Source organism: Paenibacillus sp. FSL R7-269 (assembly GCF_000517865.1).
Lineage (GTDB): Bacteria > Bacillota > Bacilli > Paenibacillales > Paenibacillaceae > Paenibacillus_AQ.
In genome coordinates this window covers 1-15,113 of the sequence record NZ_ASPS01000114.1, presented here as the reverse complement: position 1 = coordinate 15,113, position 15,113 = coordinate 1, and the positions used below count along the sequence as shown (strand labels likewise).

15 protein-coding genes are annotated in these 15,113 nt (G+C 55.8%); 12 read left to right on the top strand and 3 right to left on the bottom strand.

Annotation, left to right across the window (positions count from 1 at the left end; genetic code table 11):
* Positions 1 to 30: 30 nt before the first annotated feature.
* Positions 31 to 930, bottom strand: a complete 900-nt coding sequence (locus C162_RS31360) for a LysR family transcriptional regulator (RefSeq protein WP_036701597.1) — start codon at positions 928 to 930, stop codon at positions 31 to 33.
* Positions 931 to 1,343: 413 nt separating this feature from the next.
* On the opposite strand from C162_RS31360, the gene C162_RS31355 reads away from it, so the two are divergent.
* From C162_RS31355 to C162_RS31325, 7 genes are all read left to right on the top strand, one after another.
* Positions 1,344 to 2,009: a succinate dehydrogenase cytochrome b558 subunit gene (locus C162_RS31355; RefSeq protein ID WP_036701595.1), complete on the top strand. Its 666-nt coding sequence runs from the start codon at positions 1,344 to 1,346 to the stop codon at positions 2,007 to 2,009.
* Between the two features lie 223 nt (positions 2,010 to 2,232).
* Entirely contained in the window at positions 2,233 to 3,975 is a 1,743-nt protein-coding gene (sdhA, locus tag C162_RS31350; RefSeq protein WP_036701593.1) for a succinate dehydrogenase flavoprotein subunit, read from the top strand.
* A 38-nt stretch (positions 3,976 to 4,013) separates the two neighbouring features.
* A complete protein-coding gene (gene sdhB, locus C162_RS31345) occupies positions 4,014 to 4,778 on the top strand; it encodes a succinate dehydrogenase iron-sulfur subunit (RefSeq protein WP_036701591.1) in 765 nt (254 codons plus the stop codon).
* Positions 4,779 to 5,054: 276 nt separating this feature from the next.
* Positions 5,055 to 5,888 carry a DUF3891 family protein gene (locus C162_RS31340; RefSeq protein WP_051494078.1) on the top strand — a complete coding sequence of 278 codons (834 nt, stop codon included), beginning with the start codon at positions 5,055 to 5,057 and terminating at the stop codon, positions 5,886 to 5,888.
* A 73-nt stretch (positions 5,889 to 5,961) separates the two neighbouring features.
* Positions 5,962 to 6,897 (top strand): metallophosphoesterase, encoded by a 936-nt coding sequence (locus tag C162_RS31335; protein ID WP_036701589.1) that lies wholly within the window; start codon positions 5,962 to 5,964, stop codon positions 6,895 to 6,897.
* 52 nt (positions 6,898 to 6,949) lie between these two features.
* Entirely contained in the window at positions 6,950 to 7,492 is a 543-nt protein-coding gene (locus tag C162_RS34830; RefSeq protein WP_051494077.1) for a GNAT family N-acetyltransferase, read from the top strand.
* 485 nt (positions 7,493 to 7,977) lie between these two features.
* Positions 7,978 to 8,718 carry an NADPH-dependent oxidoreductase gene (locus tag C162_RS31325; protein WP_235218590.1) on the top strand — a complete coding sequence of 247 codons (741 nt, stop codon included), beginning with the start codon at positions 7,978 to 7,980 and terminating at the stop codon, positions 8,716 to 8,718.
* A 216-nt stretch (positions 8,719 to 8,934) separates the two neighbouring features.
* On the opposite strand, the gene C162_RS31320 is transcribed toward C162_RS31325, so the two are convergent.
* Both C162_RS31320 and C162_RS31315 read right to left on the bottom strand, forming a co-directional pair.
* Positions 8,935 to 9,744, bottom strand: coding sequence for a histidinol-phosphatase (locus C162_RS31320; protein ID WP_036701587.1), 810 nt, complete (start codon positions 9,742 to 9,744; stop codon positions 8,935 to 8,937).
* A 45-nt stretch (positions 9,745 to 9,789) separates the two neighbouring features.
* Positions 9,790 to 10,692, bottom strand: a complete 903-nt coding sequence (locus tag C162_RS31315; RefSeq protein WP_036701586.1) for a LysR family transcriptional regulator — start codon at positions 10,690 to 10,692, stop codon at positions 9,790 to 9,792.
* A gap of 386 nt (positions 10,693 to 11,078) precedes the next feature.
* Here C162_RS31315 and C162_RS31310 point away from each other — a divergent pair, with 386 nt between their 5' ends.
* The 5 genes from C162_RS31310 to C162_RS31290 all read left to right on the top strand — a co-directional run.
* Positions 11,079 to 11,534: a chemotaxis protein CheX gene (locus C162_RS31310; protein ID WP_036701585.1), complete on the top strand. Its 456-nt coding sequence runs from the start codon at positions 11,079 to 11,081 to the stop codon at positions 11,532 to 11,534.
* 28 nt (positions 11,535 to 11,562) lie between these two features.
* Positions 11,563 to 12,339 carry an SDR family NAD(P)-dependent oxidoreductase gene (locus tag C162_RS31305; RefSeq protein WP_036701584.1) on the top strand — a complete coding sequence of 259 codons (777 nt, stop codon included), beginning with the start codon at positions 11,563 to 11,565 and terminating at the stop codon, positions 12,337 to 12,339.
* Positions 12,340 to 12,513: 174 nt separating this feature from the next.
* A complete protein-coding gene (locus C162_RS31300) occupies positions 12,514 to 13,998 on the top strand; it encodes a DEAD/DEAH box helicase (protein ID WP_036701582.1) in 1,485 nt (494 codons plus the stop codon).
* Entirely contained in the window at positions 13,995 to 14,741 is a 747-nt protein-coding gene (locus tag C162_RS31295) for an ABC transporter ATP-binding protein (protein WP_036701580.1), read from the top strand. The genes C162_RS31300 and C162_RS31295 overlap by 4 nt, the downstream gene beginning before the upstream one ends.
* 1 nt (position 14,742) lies before the next feature.
* On the top strand, positions 14,743 to 15,113 hold a 371-nt coding region (locus tag C162_RS31290), incomplete at its 3' end, for an ABC transporter permease (protein ID WP_036701578.1).

Here is a 15,113-nt window from a genome sequence, read left to right as displayed (position 1 = left end):
CTTGCCGGGTGATTGCTGTGTTCCCCGCTGCTACTCGCGGCTGTTCAGGAAGACATCCTCCGTTACCTGCACCAGGCAGCGTGCTGCCGTGCTGAGTCCGCCGCTGCTCTGGTAGATGAGGCAAGTGGTCCGCTGCGTCTGCTCCAGCTCCTTGATGTGCAGGGAGACCAGTCCCCCGCCGTTCAACAGCTCCGGACGCAAGTAAGAGTTCGGCAGCAGGGCCGCAGCTTTGATCGTCGGCAGCAGGCGGACGATGGCCTCGAAGGAGTCGATCTCCATCCGTACATCGGGATCAACCCCGCAGCGCTGGAACAGATCATCTGTTGTCCGGCGGTACCAGGTTCCCTTGGAGAAAAGAATCATCGGCAGCCGGGAGAGATGCTCCATGGTGAGCCGCGGTGTCAGGGTCAGCGGATGCTGCTCGGAGACGACCAGCCGGAGCTGGTCCTCGAACAGCGGGATGCAGCGCAGCCCCGGCTCCTGAACCTGGGAGGCGATGATGGCGACATCGCATTTGCCTTCGCTGACAGCGGTGACCATCTCATGAGTCTTCCCGGTGATGAGCTTCAGCTCGGCTGCCGGATATTTCTCTGTGTATGCTTTTACCAGGGGAGGCAGGGTTGTCTGCAGCGTGGTCAGACTGGCCCCCAGCGTCACGAGCTGCGGCTCGCCCTCCTTGAACTTCGATAACGCTTCCAGGAACTTGGAACGCTGCTGCCGCTGCTCCAGCGCATAGGTGTAGGTAAGGCGGCCAACCTCTGTAAGCTCCAGGCGCTTGCCGAAGCGGTTGAACAGGGCGACGCCGAGCCGCTCCTCCAGCTTGGAGATTTTGCGGGAGAGGGCCGGCTGGGACAGGTTGAGCTGGCGCGAGGCCCGGTTCAGGCTGGAGTGCTCCACCACCGCAGCAAAAGCATCTAAATCATCATACATTCATAGTGCTCCTCTCTTCCAAATCCCATACAACTGTGATAAAAGGCATAGCCGATGAGCCAAGGTTCTCCTGATGTGCAGGAAGACAACCCTAAATTGTAAGTTATTAATGAAGCTAAATGAGAATTATTATCATATTAAAAATATTCTTATGCAATTATTGTATAACGATTAATAATTAGATTGCAATTCCCTTATAAGCAAAAAAAGAGTAACATGAAAAGTGACACAAGATATTCACATATTGTGAATTATTCAGCAAAGTCCGGGAAAACAATGGATAGTGGTGCAAACAGACTATTAGCCGGTAAATCAAGCCTGCCGCTGCCCTGTTTCAACTGTACTCCCGGCGGTGTATGCTCTTTAAAAAGACTTGTGAAAACGCTGTTTTATATGGAAAGGGGACACTTTGCATGAGAGGATTTTATTCCAGAAAGATTCATTCCTTGCTCGGCGTTATCCCGCTCGGGGCATTCTTCCTTGAGCACATGCTGACGAACTTCGCAGCAGTAGAGGGTGGCGCTTCTGGTTTCACAGACAGTGTGCTGTGGCTGAACAGCCTGCCGCTGGTCTTCTTCCTGGAATTGTTCGGCATCTGGCTGCCGCTGCTGTACCACGGAGTATACGGCTTGTACATCGCGTACCAGTCGAAGCCGAACCTGAACCGCTACAATCTTGAGCGCAACTGGCGTTATACGCTGCAGCGGATCACCGGAGTCGTCACCTTCATCTTCATTGTCTGGCATCTGTGGGACACCCGCGTCCAGGTAGCACTCGGCAAGGTGGAGCATGATCAGCTTGGCGGAGTGATGCATAACATTGTGACCCAGCCGCTCTTGATGACTCTCTATATTGTCGGAATCGTGGCTGCCTGCTTCCATTTCTCCAACGGTCTATGGTCGTTCCTGATCAGCTGGGGGATCACGGTGGGTCCGCGTTCGCAGAGAGTATCATCCGTACTTTGCCTCGGTATTTTCGTTATCGTTACCTTCATGTTCGTCCTGTCGCTGGTCACCTTCCGTAACGATGAATTCCAAACTGCCGCTACGGCGATGCAGTCCCTGCGCAGTTTTATTTAAGAATACACTGGTGTGTGGAAGCGGTTAACTTATACTGCTGACACCACTTAGGAGCGGATATTCCGCAATACTAGAGCGTATGCTTCCGAAGCGAGTTTTGTACGATGAGGAGTCAGGAAGCAAACGCTCACAAAACTTAAGCCTATGCTTCCGAAGCAAGTTTTGCTGCACAGCTATCTCGAAGAAGCGGATCTTCCGCAAAACTTTTAGGAGGGGAACAATCATGGCATCAGCCGATATCATCATCGTGGGCGGCGGTCTGGCCGGCCTGATGGCTACCATTAAGGCCGCTGAATCCGGCGCGCATGTACATCTATTCTCACTGGTCCCTGTCAAAAGATCACATTCCGTCTGCGCGCAAGGCGGCATCAATGGCGCCGTGAATACCAAGGGCGAGGGCGACTCGCCCTGGGAGCATTTCGACGATACCGTCTACGGCGGCGACTTCCTGGCCAATCAGCCTCCGGTGAAAGCCATGTGCGAAGCGGCACCAGGCATTATTCACCTGATGGACCGGATGGGCGTAATGTTCAACCGCACCCCTGAGGGGTTGCTCGACTTCCGCCGGTTCGGCGGAACAAAGCGCCACCGCACAGCCTTTGCCGGGGCGACTACCGGTCAGCAGCTGCTCTATGCACTGGATGAGCAAGTGCGCCGCTGGGAAGCGGAAGGCCTGGTTACCAAGAGCGAGAACTGGGAATTCCTCTCGGTGATTCTGGATGACGAGCGGGTCTGCCGCGGCATCAGCGCCCAGAATCTCAAGACGATGGAGATCCAGACTTTCCCGGCGGACGCGGTCATTCTGGCCAGCGGCGGTCCGGGGATTATTTTCGGCAAAACGACGAATTCGGTCATCAACACAGGAACCGCAGCAAGCGCCGTGTATCAACAGGGTGTGCATTATGCGAACGGGGAATTCATTCAGATTCACCCGACGGCGATTCCCGGCGATGACAAGCTGCGGCTGATGTCGGAATCGGCGCGCGGTGAAGGCGGACGGATCTGGACCTATAAAGACGGTAAGCCGTGGTACTTCCTAGAAGAGAAATATCCATCGTACGGTAACCTGGTGCCGCGCGATATTGCTACCCGTGAGATTTTCAATGTGTGTGTGGATCAGGGGCTGGGCATTAACGGCGAGAACATGGTCTACCTGGATCTGTCGCATAAGGACCCGAAGGAGCTTGACGTCAAGCTGGGCGGGATTATTGAGATCTACGAGAAGTTCATGGGGGATGATCCCCGCAAAATTCCGATGAAAATCTTCCCGGCGGTGCATTATTCGATGGGCGGCATGTGGGTCGACTATAATCAAATGACGAATATTCCCGGCTTGTTCGCGGCAGGGGAATGTGAATATCAATACCATGGGGCCAACCGTCTTGGAGCGAATTCGCTGGTCTCTGCCATTTATGGCGGAATGGTCTCCGGCCCGAAGGCTGTTGAATACATCAAGGGCCTTAAGAAATCGGTGCAGGATATCTCCTCAACGGTGTTCGACAGCTTCCACAAGACGCAGACCGATAAATATGAGTCGCTGCTCGGGATGACTGGCACAGAGAATGCTTACGTGATCCATAAGGAGCTTGGCGAATGGATGACGGCGAACATGACCGTGGTGCGTGAGAACAAGAAGCTGGAAGCGACGATCGGCAAAATCAAAGAGCTGAAGGAACGCTACAAGAATATCAATATGAGCGACACTTCGCGCTGGAGCAACCAGGGGGTAGCCTTCACCCGCCAGCTGTGGAACATGCTGGAGCTGTCAGAGGCGATGACGCTTGGAGCCCTCCTGCGCAATGAGAGCCGGGGCGCACATTATAAGCCGGAATTCCCGACGCGTAACGATGAGGAATTCCTCAAGACCACCAAAGCCGCCTGGACAGCAGACGGCCCGCAGATCTCCTACGAGGAAGTCGATGTATCGCTGATTCCTCCGCGCGTGCGGGATTACTCGAAGGACTGACCGGTTAGACTAACCAAACTTTCTAGGAGGTAACTGACATGGCGGAAACAGCAGCAGCTCCCAAAAATGTGAAATTTATTATTACCCGCCAGGATGAACCGGAGACCAGCCCCTATACGGAGGAGTTCGAGCTTGCCTACCGTCCGGGGATGAACGTAATCAGTGCGCTGATGGAGATTCAGCGGAATCCGGTGAATGCGAAAGGCGATAATACGGTTCCTGTATGCTGGGAATCCAACTGTCTGGAAGAGGTATGCGGCGCATGCTCCATGGTCATCAACGGCAAGCCCCGTCAGGCGTGCGCAGCGCTGATCGACAATCTGGAGCAGCCGGTGCGCATTGAGCCGATGAAGACCTTCCCGGTCGTGCGCGACCTGGTGATTGACCGCAGCCGGATGTTCAACGCCCTGAAGCGGGTCAAGGCCTGGATTCCGATTGACGGCACGTATGATCTCGGTCCGGGACCGCGTATGCCGGAGAAGAAGCGCCAGTGGGCATACGAGCTGTCCAAATGCATGACCTGCGGCGTCTGCCTGGAGGCTTGCCCGAATGTCAACGAGAAGACCGACTTCATCGGACCGGCAGCCATCTCGCAGGTGCGGCTGTTCAACGCTCACCCGACAGGTGAGATGAACGCTGAAGAGCGGCTGGATGCGCTCATGGAAGACGGCGGCATCGACGGATGCGGCAACTCGCAGAACTGTGTGCGGGCCTGCCCGAAGGGCATTCCGCTCACAACCTCCATTGCCGAGATCAACAAGCAGACAACCAAGCATATGTTCAAGCGCTGGCTGGGTGTCTGACCATTTTTCAGACCATTCGTCTATAAGCACAATCGTAGCAGGCCATTCAGTGTTATTACTGGGTGGCCTGTTTGGCTGTGCACGGCTGAACAAGAGGTACAGATGTGTTTCTGGGGGGCCGCAAAAAGGGTACATGTGTAGACAACCTGTAATGAAGAGCCTGAAGCTGCATAGAATAGCCATACGTCCGCAGGTTCCGATAAATATAGGTGAATATGTTATAATCTACATAGCTGAAGATAACCGTCTGACAGCGGATAACGGGGAGGAATGACTGTGATTTGCCGTGAACAGGATGGAACGCTTGTAATGACGAAGCAGCATGAGCACGGGCTGCTGGCCGGAGAATTTGCGAAGTGGTTCAAGGAAGAGCATACGCCCGCGGAAGGCCGCCGGGCTGAGGTATTGTGGGCAGTAAGCAACCATGACCGGGGCTGGATTGATCTGGATGAGACACCGTTCTGGAATGATGCAGAGGGACAGCCGTACAGCTTCCTCGATTTCCCGGTTGTGCCGAAGCTGACCTTCTATAGACGGGGAATCGATGAGGTGGAAGCGGAGACGCCATACGGGGCGCTGCTGTGCAGCTCGCATTTTGAACGGTTAATTGAGGTGTCGGGTGAGGAGTGCCCGGAGCTGACACAATATCTGGAGGGTGAAGCGGACCGCCGGGCGCGTATCCACCGGGAGCTGGAGCAGAGCAAGCCGCTTGAAGAAGGCGAGCTGTATTATGACGCCAGACTGCTGCAATTCTGCGATGATCTGTCGCTGTTCCTGGCGCTGAGCAAGCCGGGCAGCGCCGAATCCGAGAAGCACCCCTGGTTCGTAGACGGCTTCTCCGGCAGTGAGGAGTTCAGCTTCACCTCCGGCCGTGCCATTGAAGCGGAGTGGCAGGACAGCGCTACGCTGACCCTGACTCCGTTCCCGTTCACGCAGGAGGTTGAAGTGAGCTTCAAGCAGCGGCGGGTCAGCCGGGCGGACATTAAGGATAAGGGAATTGCCCTCGCCTACCGTGAAGCTCCTGAGGAAGAATGCCGGATCAAGGTAGTTAGCGGACCGGAGGAAGACACACCTGTGAAGTCCGGGAGCAGCCAGCGTGCTGAAGGGTAATCCGACGATATATAATCCACTGCGGACCTAATGGAATAGATTAGAGTTAGAGTACAGAAAGGAGACACTCCCTATGAGCAAAAAGCCGTTCGGGGGCTCTCCCGGGCGTACGGTTCCTGCTGCTACGAATGGAGCGGGAATAGGCCCCCCGAAGCCGGAAGGCCGGGGCGGCCGCAAGATGACCCGCCGCCAGTTCCTGGCCCGTGGGGCAGGAGCGGTGGTCGGGGCGGGTCTCCTCGCCGGCGGCTATGCCTGGCAAGGGGAGCCGAACTGGTTAGAGGTGACCCGCCGGGAGCTGCCGCTTGCGGAGCTGCCGTCCGCGTTCGCCGGGACCCGGCTGGTCCATTTCAGCGATGTGCATCTGGGCTTCAATAAGGATGCGAAGGATCTGGCCCGGCTGACGAAGCATATCAAGGATGAACAGCCGGATCTGATCTGCTTCACCGGGGATATCGTGGATAGCTATGCCGAAGATCTGACCGACTCAGTCCCCCTGCTGGCAGAGCTACAGGCCCCGCTTGGAAAGTATGCCATCCTCGGGAATCATGATTATAAGAATACGGAGCTGCTGACCCGTCTGTTGACGGAGGCCGGATTCCGCGTCCTGCGGAACGAGTCTTATCTGATTAAGCAAGGCGGAGCAACGATTGCCGTAGCAGGACTGGATGACATGCTGCACGGTAAGCCGGACCCGGAGGCAGTTGTCCGGGATATTCCAGACGGCATCTTCACGGTGCTGCTAATGCATGAGCCGGATTACGCCGAGGTGGCGGAAGCCTATCCTTTTCACCTTCAGCTCTCAGGTCATAGCCATGGCGGTCAGATTCGTCTGCCGCTGGTCGGCGCGCCGTTCACGCCTTACGGATCTAAGAAATACATAGACGGCTTGTATTATACAGAGAATAAGGCGATGCCGGTGTATGTGAACAGGGGCTTCGGTGAGACAATGATGCCGCTGCGCTTCCTGTGCCGCCCGGAGCTTACCGTGCTGACTCTGCGCCGGGGGTAGCCGGACTGCAAGAGAGGGGCACCGTAGGCGAGAGAAGAAGAGGGAGAAGTTCATGAGCACTTATGAGATGATCATGGGGATGTCGCTGCAAGGCTCTAGGGTGGAACTGAAGAATATGGCGTCCGGCGACGGAGCGCTGCTGAAGTCGCTGCTCTCCCACCCGGAGGTACAGCCGCATATTCAGCTGCGTCATGCATCGACTTCCCGGCAGGGCGTACTGGATAAGCTGGTGACCCGGATGCTGCACGGCTATGATCCCGGCGCGCTGCATGCAGGAATCTATATCTTAGGCCAGCCGGAGCTGATCGGATCAGTCTCCCTTCAGAACTGGAACCGGCAGGAAGGCCATGCCGTGCTGGGCTATATGCTGAATCCGTTGTGGTGGGGTCGCGGATATGCGACTGAGGCACTGGGATTGCTGCTGGGCTACGGTTTCAGGGAACTTGGCCTGAAGAGAGTCGAGGGGCGCTGCCGGGGGGATAATTACCGGTCCGCCCAGGTCATGCTGAGGAACGGCCTGACCCTGGAGCGGACCCTGCCGATGGCGGACGGCTCGGGCGATGTAATGAAAGTATTCACATTGTTACACAAATGAAATAATGCCGTTATCAAACTCTAACAGTCAGCGGTTAAACTAAGTACATGACCCCCTTTTGAAAATATAACTGCTGTTGGGACCCGATGATTCGGGTCCATTTTTTTTGGGCGTGTGCGGGCATGGGCTCCTGATGAGAGGGATAAATCCCTTTGGATTGGCCGGAAGTGGGCTGGACGAGGAGATGAGGAGCATTAGTGCACCTGAATTCGTAGATAGTTGGCTAAATGGCCGAATGAGGAGCATTAGTGCACTTGAATTCGTAGATAAATGGCTAAATGGCTGAATGAAGAGCATTAGTGCACTTGAATTCGTAAATAGTTGGTTAAGTGGCTGAATGAATAGCATTTGTGCCCCTGAATTTGCAGCCACCATACTTGCGGTATCGAACATTGTGTGCTGGCAGTCTCCAAGGGGATTGGGCTATGATAGTGTACATGGATATGATAAGTATAGATGGGGGAGGAAATGAACCTTTGAATGATGTGATTAGATTACTTATGAACCACCGTTCGTTCCGGAACTATAGCGGGCAGGCGGTGGAGCCTTGGAAGCTGAAGACGATTTTTGAGGCAGCCCAGGCGGCACCCTCTTGGGTGAACGGCCAGCAGGTATCGATGATTGCGGTACGCAGCGAGGAACGCAGGCAGCAGCTGTCGGCGCTGAGCGGCAACCAGAAGCATGTGGCGGAAGCGCCGGTATTTCTGGTGTTCTGCATGGACTTTCACCGCGCGAAGCTTGCGGCGGAGCTGGAAGGCCAGCCGTTCGAAACGGCTGCGGATGTAGACGCGCTGCTCGTTGGAGCCACGGATGTCGGCATTGCACTAGCGAACGCCGTAGCTGCCGCCGAGTCGTTGGGGCTGGGGATTATCCCCATTGGGGGTGTGCGCCGTAACACGGCAGGAGTAATTGAGCTGCTGCATTTGCCAGAGTATGTATTCCCGGTGGTCGGACTCTGCATTGGCTATCCGGAGGGAGAACAGCCGAAGAGTTCACGCCTGCCTATAGCGGCGGTATACCATGAAGAGGTCTATAACCCAGATCAGCAACACTTGATCGAAGAATATAATGAGACCCACCGGGAGCTGCTCAAGTCCCAGGGGCTGACGGAGCGGAGCTGGACCAGCATGATTGCCCGCTTCTACGCTCTGAATCCGCAGTATGGGGACTCGCAGCGTACGCTGAGGCAGCAGGGCTTCACTTGTGTGAATCTGAATAAGGAGTAACTAGTTAACATCTGGAGGAATGCAGATCCTCCCGGGATCTGCGGCTCAGTCGGTGGGCAGGTAGCTGTTAGATGCTAGTGAAGAGTTGGAAGGTAGCAGCTAACAGTTTGTCTCTGATTCTCTAATAGTATCGCCTTAGCCCAATAGAAACCCCGCCTTGCAAGTCTGGTGCAGACTTTGGCAAGGCGGGGTTTTTTAAATGAATTATGTGTCTGCCTATAACGCGACCTTAACCTTCTCGCGCCGCTTGTAATAGACCCAGTATTCGAATCCAATCTCCTTCAGCCGCGCAGCCACCTGATTGCGCTGGTCGGCGACGCGGGCAGGGAGATGGGCATCGGAGCCGAAGCTGACCTCCACGCCGAAGTGCAGGGCCCGCTCCAGAATCTCATCGGAAGGGTACCAGCCGCCGCACAGCTTGGTGCCGCCGGAGGTGTTGATCTCGATGGCCGGACCACATTCGCCGATCACGCGCAAGGCTTCGTCAATTTCCTTGGGAGCAGCGATCTCGGAGAAGGGCGGATAGTTGCCTTTCATGGCATCGATATGGCCGAGAATCTGGAAGATGCCGCTGCGTGCGGATTCCGCAATTAGCCGATAGTACTCGCTTTTGGAAGCAAGCCTCTGCGCGGGGGCAAGCCCCTTCCAGCGTCCCTGGTTGAAGATACTGACCTCCTCAACATGATGCACAGAGCCGATTACATAATCGAACGGGTAGGCGGCGTAGGTCTTGCGGTACAGCTCCGCATGCTCCGGGAAGAAGTCGGATTCCATGCCGAGCAGGACATCAATGCGGCCTTCGTATTCTTTTTGCAGCGACAATACTTCCTCCACATAGTGGACCAGCTCGGACTTGGCCATGGCAATGCGCGGAAAAGCCTGCTCAGACGGGCTTCCGAAGTAAGGCGAATGATCGGAAATACCGATAACATCCAGCCCCGCCGCTATTCCGGCTTCAATATAATCCCGGATCGTGCCGTCAGCATGGCCGCAGCGGAAATGATGGGTATGCAGGTCGAACTTCATAATGGGAACATCTCCTTAGGCTAATATGGCTAAATAGGGTGCAGGTTACTCTGAGCCGATGAACTGGGTCTCGGGCATTCCCTTAAGGTCGCTCAGGAACTGCCTCATCGCAGAGTTGACATACTTGCCGGACTTGGTAATAACACCTACAGGATGGGTAACCTCAAGCTCGATGATCGGGACGATGCGCAGGGTTCCGCTTCTGACCTCGGCAGTGACCGATTGCTTGGAGATGACCGCCGCTCCCAGATCAAGCTCGACCATCCGCTTCACTTCCTCACTGCTGGTCAGCTCCATAATCACCAGCGGCTGAATACCGTGCCTTGCCAGCACCTCATCGACAAATTTCCGGCCGACTGTATCCGGTGAGAGCAGAATGAGCGGGATGGTGCCCAGTGCCTCGATCCCGGCTGTTTTGACCTGGGCCAGCGGATGGCGGGGCGAAACAACCAGTTCGAAAGTATCATAATACAGGACCGAGGTCGTCATTCCCGGATTGCGGCCGATCAGATAGCCGATGCCGACATCCACAATACCGTTCTCGACCTGCTGGTAGATCTGGGAGGAGGACATGGATGAGATCGAGGTTTTGATATGAGGGAACTGATCCTGGAAATAGGAGAGCACCCTGGGGAGAATCTGGATGGCGATGGAGGTGGTGGTACCGAGAATAATATGCCCTTGGGGATTCTCTTCCAGATCGGCAAGGCGCTGCTTAAGCTCATCTACGATTCCGACAATCTGTTCCGCGTGGGCGAGGAAGACCTTGCCCCTGTCCGTCAGCGTAACCGGCTGGTTCCGGTCAACAAGCTGGGTTTTGAACTCTTCCTCCAGGCTTTTGATCTGGGCCGAGACTGCCGGCTGCGTCAGGTTGAGCAGCTCGCCCGCCTTGCGGAAGCTCATGGTTTTGGAGATGGTGATCAGTGTTTCGAGCTGGCTGATATTCATGGACTGTCCCCCTTATGGCTACCGGATGGTGCCGCCGTATATTTGTACAAACAGGGAAAGCCGCAGCTTTCCGGAGGGCGTATGTGCACATGCAAGCTTTCAGAATTAGAGTCTGCAAGCCGCGGATTCTGACAAAGTAGATAGGTACAAGGGTCGCTGTGAGTGCTGCACTCGGAGGGTGTGACGCCGCAGATCTTACGTTTATTGATTAAATTATAGGAGATTCCTCCCGGGAGGGCAATGTTGAGCTCCAAACTATCTTTAGAAATCATTCGACAAGACCATTAATTTTTGGTGAATAATGCCGATATATGAAGTATAATAAATTTTATTGCTTAGGACTTTTGGTATATGACTAAAGACTGGTCGAGGGGGACAGCACTTTCATGAAAGCAGAAGTAATTAATCCGTTTCTAGAGTCTGCGCGCATTGTAATTGAACAGGTGATCCAAGTCTCGCCGTCCACCGGTATGCTGGGGATTAAGGATATTGAACTGATCGATAATCATATATGGATTCAAGTGGGAATGACAGGTCAGCTCAGCGGGAATATTATCTTCGGGATTGCCGAACCGGTCGCACTTAAGATGGTGTCGGCCATGATGGGCGGTTATGTAATTACGGAGATGGATGAGATGGGCCAGAGCGCCATTTCCGAGCTGGGCAATATGATTAGCGGCAATGCCAGTACTATTCTCTCCAATCAAGGGGTGTCCGTAGACATTACCCCGCCGAAGCTGATGAAGTCGGAGAGCATGTCCATACTGCCGCGCAAAGCGCTGAGTATTCCTCTTGTGATGGAAGGGATCGGCGAGCTTGATATTCAGGTTATGATCTCTTAGGCGGATAATCGGGAGTTGAATCTATTCCATGGCATTACAAGGCAAGATTGTGGTAATTACAGGAGCTTCCAGCGGGATTGGCGCGCTTACGGCGCAGATGCTCAGCGGGCACGGGGCGGTTCCCGTTCTGCTGGCCCGGTCCAGGGACAAGCTGCAGGCTGTTGCGGCGGGCATCCAGGGCGAGCATGGGCTGTTCGTCTGTGATGTGACCGATGAGGCGGCAGTGAAGCGTACCTTTGCGGAGATCCTGGAGCAATACGGCAGAATTGACATTCTGCTCAATAATGCCGGTTACGGCAAGTTTGCGGCTTTTACAGAGATGGAGTCTGAAGAGTTCGCCGATATGATGGATGTTAACTATATGGGAATTGTGCGCTGCACCAAGGCTGTCGTTCCTCATATGCTTACGCGCGGCAGCGGTCAGATCGTGAATGTGGCTTCCATGGCCGGCAAAATCGGAACCGCACGCTCAGTGTCCTACACGGCCACCAAGCATGCCGTTCTCGGCTTCACCAATGCGCTCCGCCAGGAGCTGCGGAAGAGCGGTATTATTGTCTCGGCTGTGAACCCTGGACCTATCGCCACCGAATTCTTCAAGACCGCCGACCCCTCCGGTAATTATGAACGAAGCGTAAGCCGGATCATGATGACGCCGCAGCATGTGTCCGCGAAGATCGTCAAGCTGATGGACAAGGGAAGAGAGGAAGTGGACCTGCCCGGTCTGGCAGGCTTCGGCATCCGGCTCTATGGGCTGTTCCCGCGGCTGGCAGACAAGCTGACCTATAACCTGATGAACAGAAAATGAATAAATTGTAGTTTCGATGTGTGGCGTGAACGACTTGTCCCCCTTTGGTATACAGGATGGTATGACCGTTTAAATACGGTTCGGACTTAGATTTTATGGCCTTCCATTTGGTGGAGAGGCCTTTTTGGCATATAATGAACATATTATCTTAAGTGAAAAGGATGAAACCCTATTATGAATAAAGCTTCTTTTGCGGCTATCGGCATCCAGGAAGACCTTGCTGCCCGGTTGTCTGAATTCGGCATCACCGAACCATCCCCTGTACAGGAGCAGACGATTCCGCTTCTGCTGGAAGGAAGAGATGTTCTGGCCGCATCCCAGACAGGAACAGGCAAGACACTGGCTTATCTGCTGCCGCTGCTGCAAGGGATTAACCCGGACTCGAAATCGGTGCAAAAGCTGGTGCTGGCGCCAACTCAGGAGCTGGCGATGCAGATTCTCCGTGAAGCGGAGCGCTACGGTGCACACCGTGGCATCCGCGCCATAGGACTGATCGGCGGGGCGGCGATCAAGCGCCAGATTGACAAGCTGCGGGAGCATCCGCAGCTGGTGGTAGGCACCCCGGGACGCATACGTGAGCTGATCGGGCTGCGCAAGCTCAAGATGCATGAGGTGAGCACGATTATTCTCGATGAGGCGGATCAGATGTTCCAGCTTAGCGGTGCGGGCGAAGTGACGAAGATCGTCAGCAGCGCGCTGCGTACGCGGCAGCTGGTTATGCTGTCGGCCACGATTGGACCGGAGACCCGTCTGCTGGCGAACCGGGAGATGAAGAATCCGGCGGAGGTGGGCATCGACCCCGGCATGATGACTGCCCAGAGCCTCGAACATCACTATGTGGTGTGCGAGGAGCGGAACAAGATTGATATGCTGCGCCGGGTCATCCGCCACTATAAGCCGGACCGGGCCATTGTCTTCGTGAACGCGACGGATGACATCGCCGAGGTGACAGCGAAGCTGAACCACCTGGGCCTTCCGGCCGCAGCGCTGTACGGCGATGCCGACAAGGTGACGCGCGCTAACGTGCTGACCCGCTTCCGGGACGGCAAGCTCAAGGTCCTGGTCGCCAGTGACGTAGCGGCGCGGGGCCTGGACATTGAGAATCTGACGCTTGTCGTCAGCTTCGATCCTGCCTTTGACTCCGAGCACTATGTCCACCGTGCCGGACGGACCGGGCGCATGGGTAAACGCGGCTTATCCGTAACGATCGTTACGGAGCAGCAGACGTTCATCATGCGCAAATTCGCCCGCGAGCTGGATATCCAGCTGGACGAGCGGGAGATGGCCTTCGGCAAGGCGCTGGCGGAAGGCGGACGCGCCGAGCTGCGCAGCGGCGGCACGAAGGAGCGCCGCGAAGGGGCTGAACCGCGCGGCGGCATTGCAGCGCGCACCGGCAAGCCGCAGGTGCGGACCTCTGCGGCTGGAACAGCCGGAGGGACGGGCGGCGACGCGCCGGCAGGCCAGCCAGGCCCAGCGCCTGGCGGCAGTGGCGTTACGGTGCGGCGCGAGCAGCACCGCCCGGGAGTGAGCGCCGGCACGCGCAGCGCGGCGGGGCCGGGGGGCAAGGCCCGCAGCCAGGCGGAGCGGGACAAGAACCGCAAGAATAAAGGAGCCCCGAAATGGCTCAAGAACAAAACCCCGAGAGGTGACGGTCAATGAATACAGCTCCCGTATTGGAAATTACGGGCCTCAGCGGAGGCTACAGCCTGAACAAGCCGGTGCTGCATGACATCGGCCTGCAGGTGCAGCCCGGTGAGATGGTTGGGTTAATCGGACTGAATGGTGCGGGCAAGAGCACCACAATGAAGCATATCCTGGGGCTGATGTCCCCCCATAAGGGTGAGATTACGGTACAGGGGAAGACGCGCAGCAGCGATCCAGAGAGCTACCACAGTGCGCTGTCCTTCGTGCCGGAATCCCCTCTGCTCTATGAGGAAATGACGGTTCGTGAGCATGTGGAATTCACAGCCAGAGCGTATGGCGTGGAGCGCAGTGATTATGAATCACGCACCAGCCAGCTGGCTGCACTCTTCAATATGGAGGACAAGATGGATACCTTGTCCTCCCATCTGTCCAAGGGCATGAAGCAGAAGGTGATGATCATGTGCGCGTTCGTAGCGCGCCCGGCCCTGTATGTCATCGACGAGCCGTTCCTCGGCCTCGACCCGCTGGGTATCCGCTCCCTGCTGGATTTCATGCTGGACCTGAAGAAGTCCGGAGCTTCGATTCTGCTCAGCTCGCATATTCTCTCCACGATTGAGAACTATTGTGACCGGTTCATCGTGCTGCACGGCGGTAAGGTGATTGCAGAAGGGACCCTCGCCGAGATGACCGCGAAGGCAGGGCGGCAGGGCTTGAATTTGGAGCAGCTGTTCTACGAGCTGGTTCAAGGAGGGAAATGATATGGATTTGAAGGAGCTGCGCCGGCAGCGGCGCAGCCGGTTCACGGGAAGCCTGGTCCCTTATATGGGATATATCATTCAGAGCGGTGTTGCCATGGTGTTCCTGCTGGTGCTGATTATCTTCTCCGCCTGGTACACAGCGCTGCTGCGCGATATTCCGACTGGCATACCGATCCGCTGGATTATGTTCGTCCTGTTGGTGCCTGCGGCGGTACACAGCAGCTTCCGGACGTATCTGCAGACCCCGGATACAATCTTCCTGCTGCCGCAGGGCCACCGGATGAGAGAGTATTTCGCCCCGTCCTGGGTTAGCGGCAATGTGTGGAAGATTCTGCGACTAGCCTTTATCCTCATTACATTATGGCCGCTGTA

What these genes read in the sequence shown, in the direction of transcription:
- C162_RS34830 (WP_051494077.1), top strand. Translation starts at nt 6,950, where the DNA reads ATGAGCACTTATGAGATGATCATGGGGATGTCGCTGCAAGGCTCTAGG.
- C162_RS31300 (WP_036701582.1), top strand. Translation starts at nt 12,514, where the DNA reads ATGAATAAAGCTTCTTTTGCGGCTATCGGCATCCAGGAAGACCTTGCT.
- sdhA (WP_036701593.1), top strand. Translation starts at nt 2,233, where the DNA reads ATGGCATCAGCCGATATCATCATCGTGGGCGGCGGTCTGGCCGGCCTG.
- C162_RS31295 (WP_036701580.1), top strand. Translation starts at nt 13,995, where the DNA reads ATGAATACAGCTCCCGTATTGGAAATTACGGGCCTCAGCGGAGGCTAC.
- C162_RS31355 (WP_036701595.1), top strand. Translation starts at nt 1,344, where the DNA reads ATGAGAGGATTTTATTCCAGAAAGATTCATTCCTTGCTCGGCGTTATC.
- C162_RS31335 (WP_036701589.1), top strand. Translation starts at nt 5,962, where the DNA reads ATGAGCAAAAAGCCGTTCGGGGGCTCTCCCGGGCGTACGGTTCCTGCT.
- C162_RS31310 (WP_036701585.1), top strand. Translation starts at nt 11,079, where the DNA reads ATGAAAGCAGAAGTAATTAATCCGTTTCTAGAGTCTGCGCGCATTGTA.
- C162_RS31315 (WP_036701586.1), bottom strand. Translation starts at nt 10,692, where the DNA reads ATGAATATCAGCCAGCTCGAAACACTGATCACCATCTCCAAAACCATG.
- sdhB (WP_036701591.1), top strand. Translation starts at nt 4,014, where the DNA reads ATGGCGGAAACAGCAGCAGCTCCCAAAAATGTGAAATTTATTATTACC.
- C162_RS31360 (WP_036701597.1), bottom strand. Translation starts at nt 930, where the DNA reads ATGTATGATGATTTAGATGCTTTTGCTGCGGTGGTGGAGCACTCCAGC.
- C162_RS31320 (WP_036701587.1), bottom strand. Translation starts at nt 9,744, where the DNA reads ATGAAGTTCGACCTGCATACCCATCATTTCCGCTGCGGCCATGCTGAC.
- C162_RS31305 (WP_036701584.1), top strand. Translation starts at nt 11,563, where the DNA reads ATGGCATTACAAGGCAAGATTGTGGTAATTACAGGAGCTTCCAGCGGG.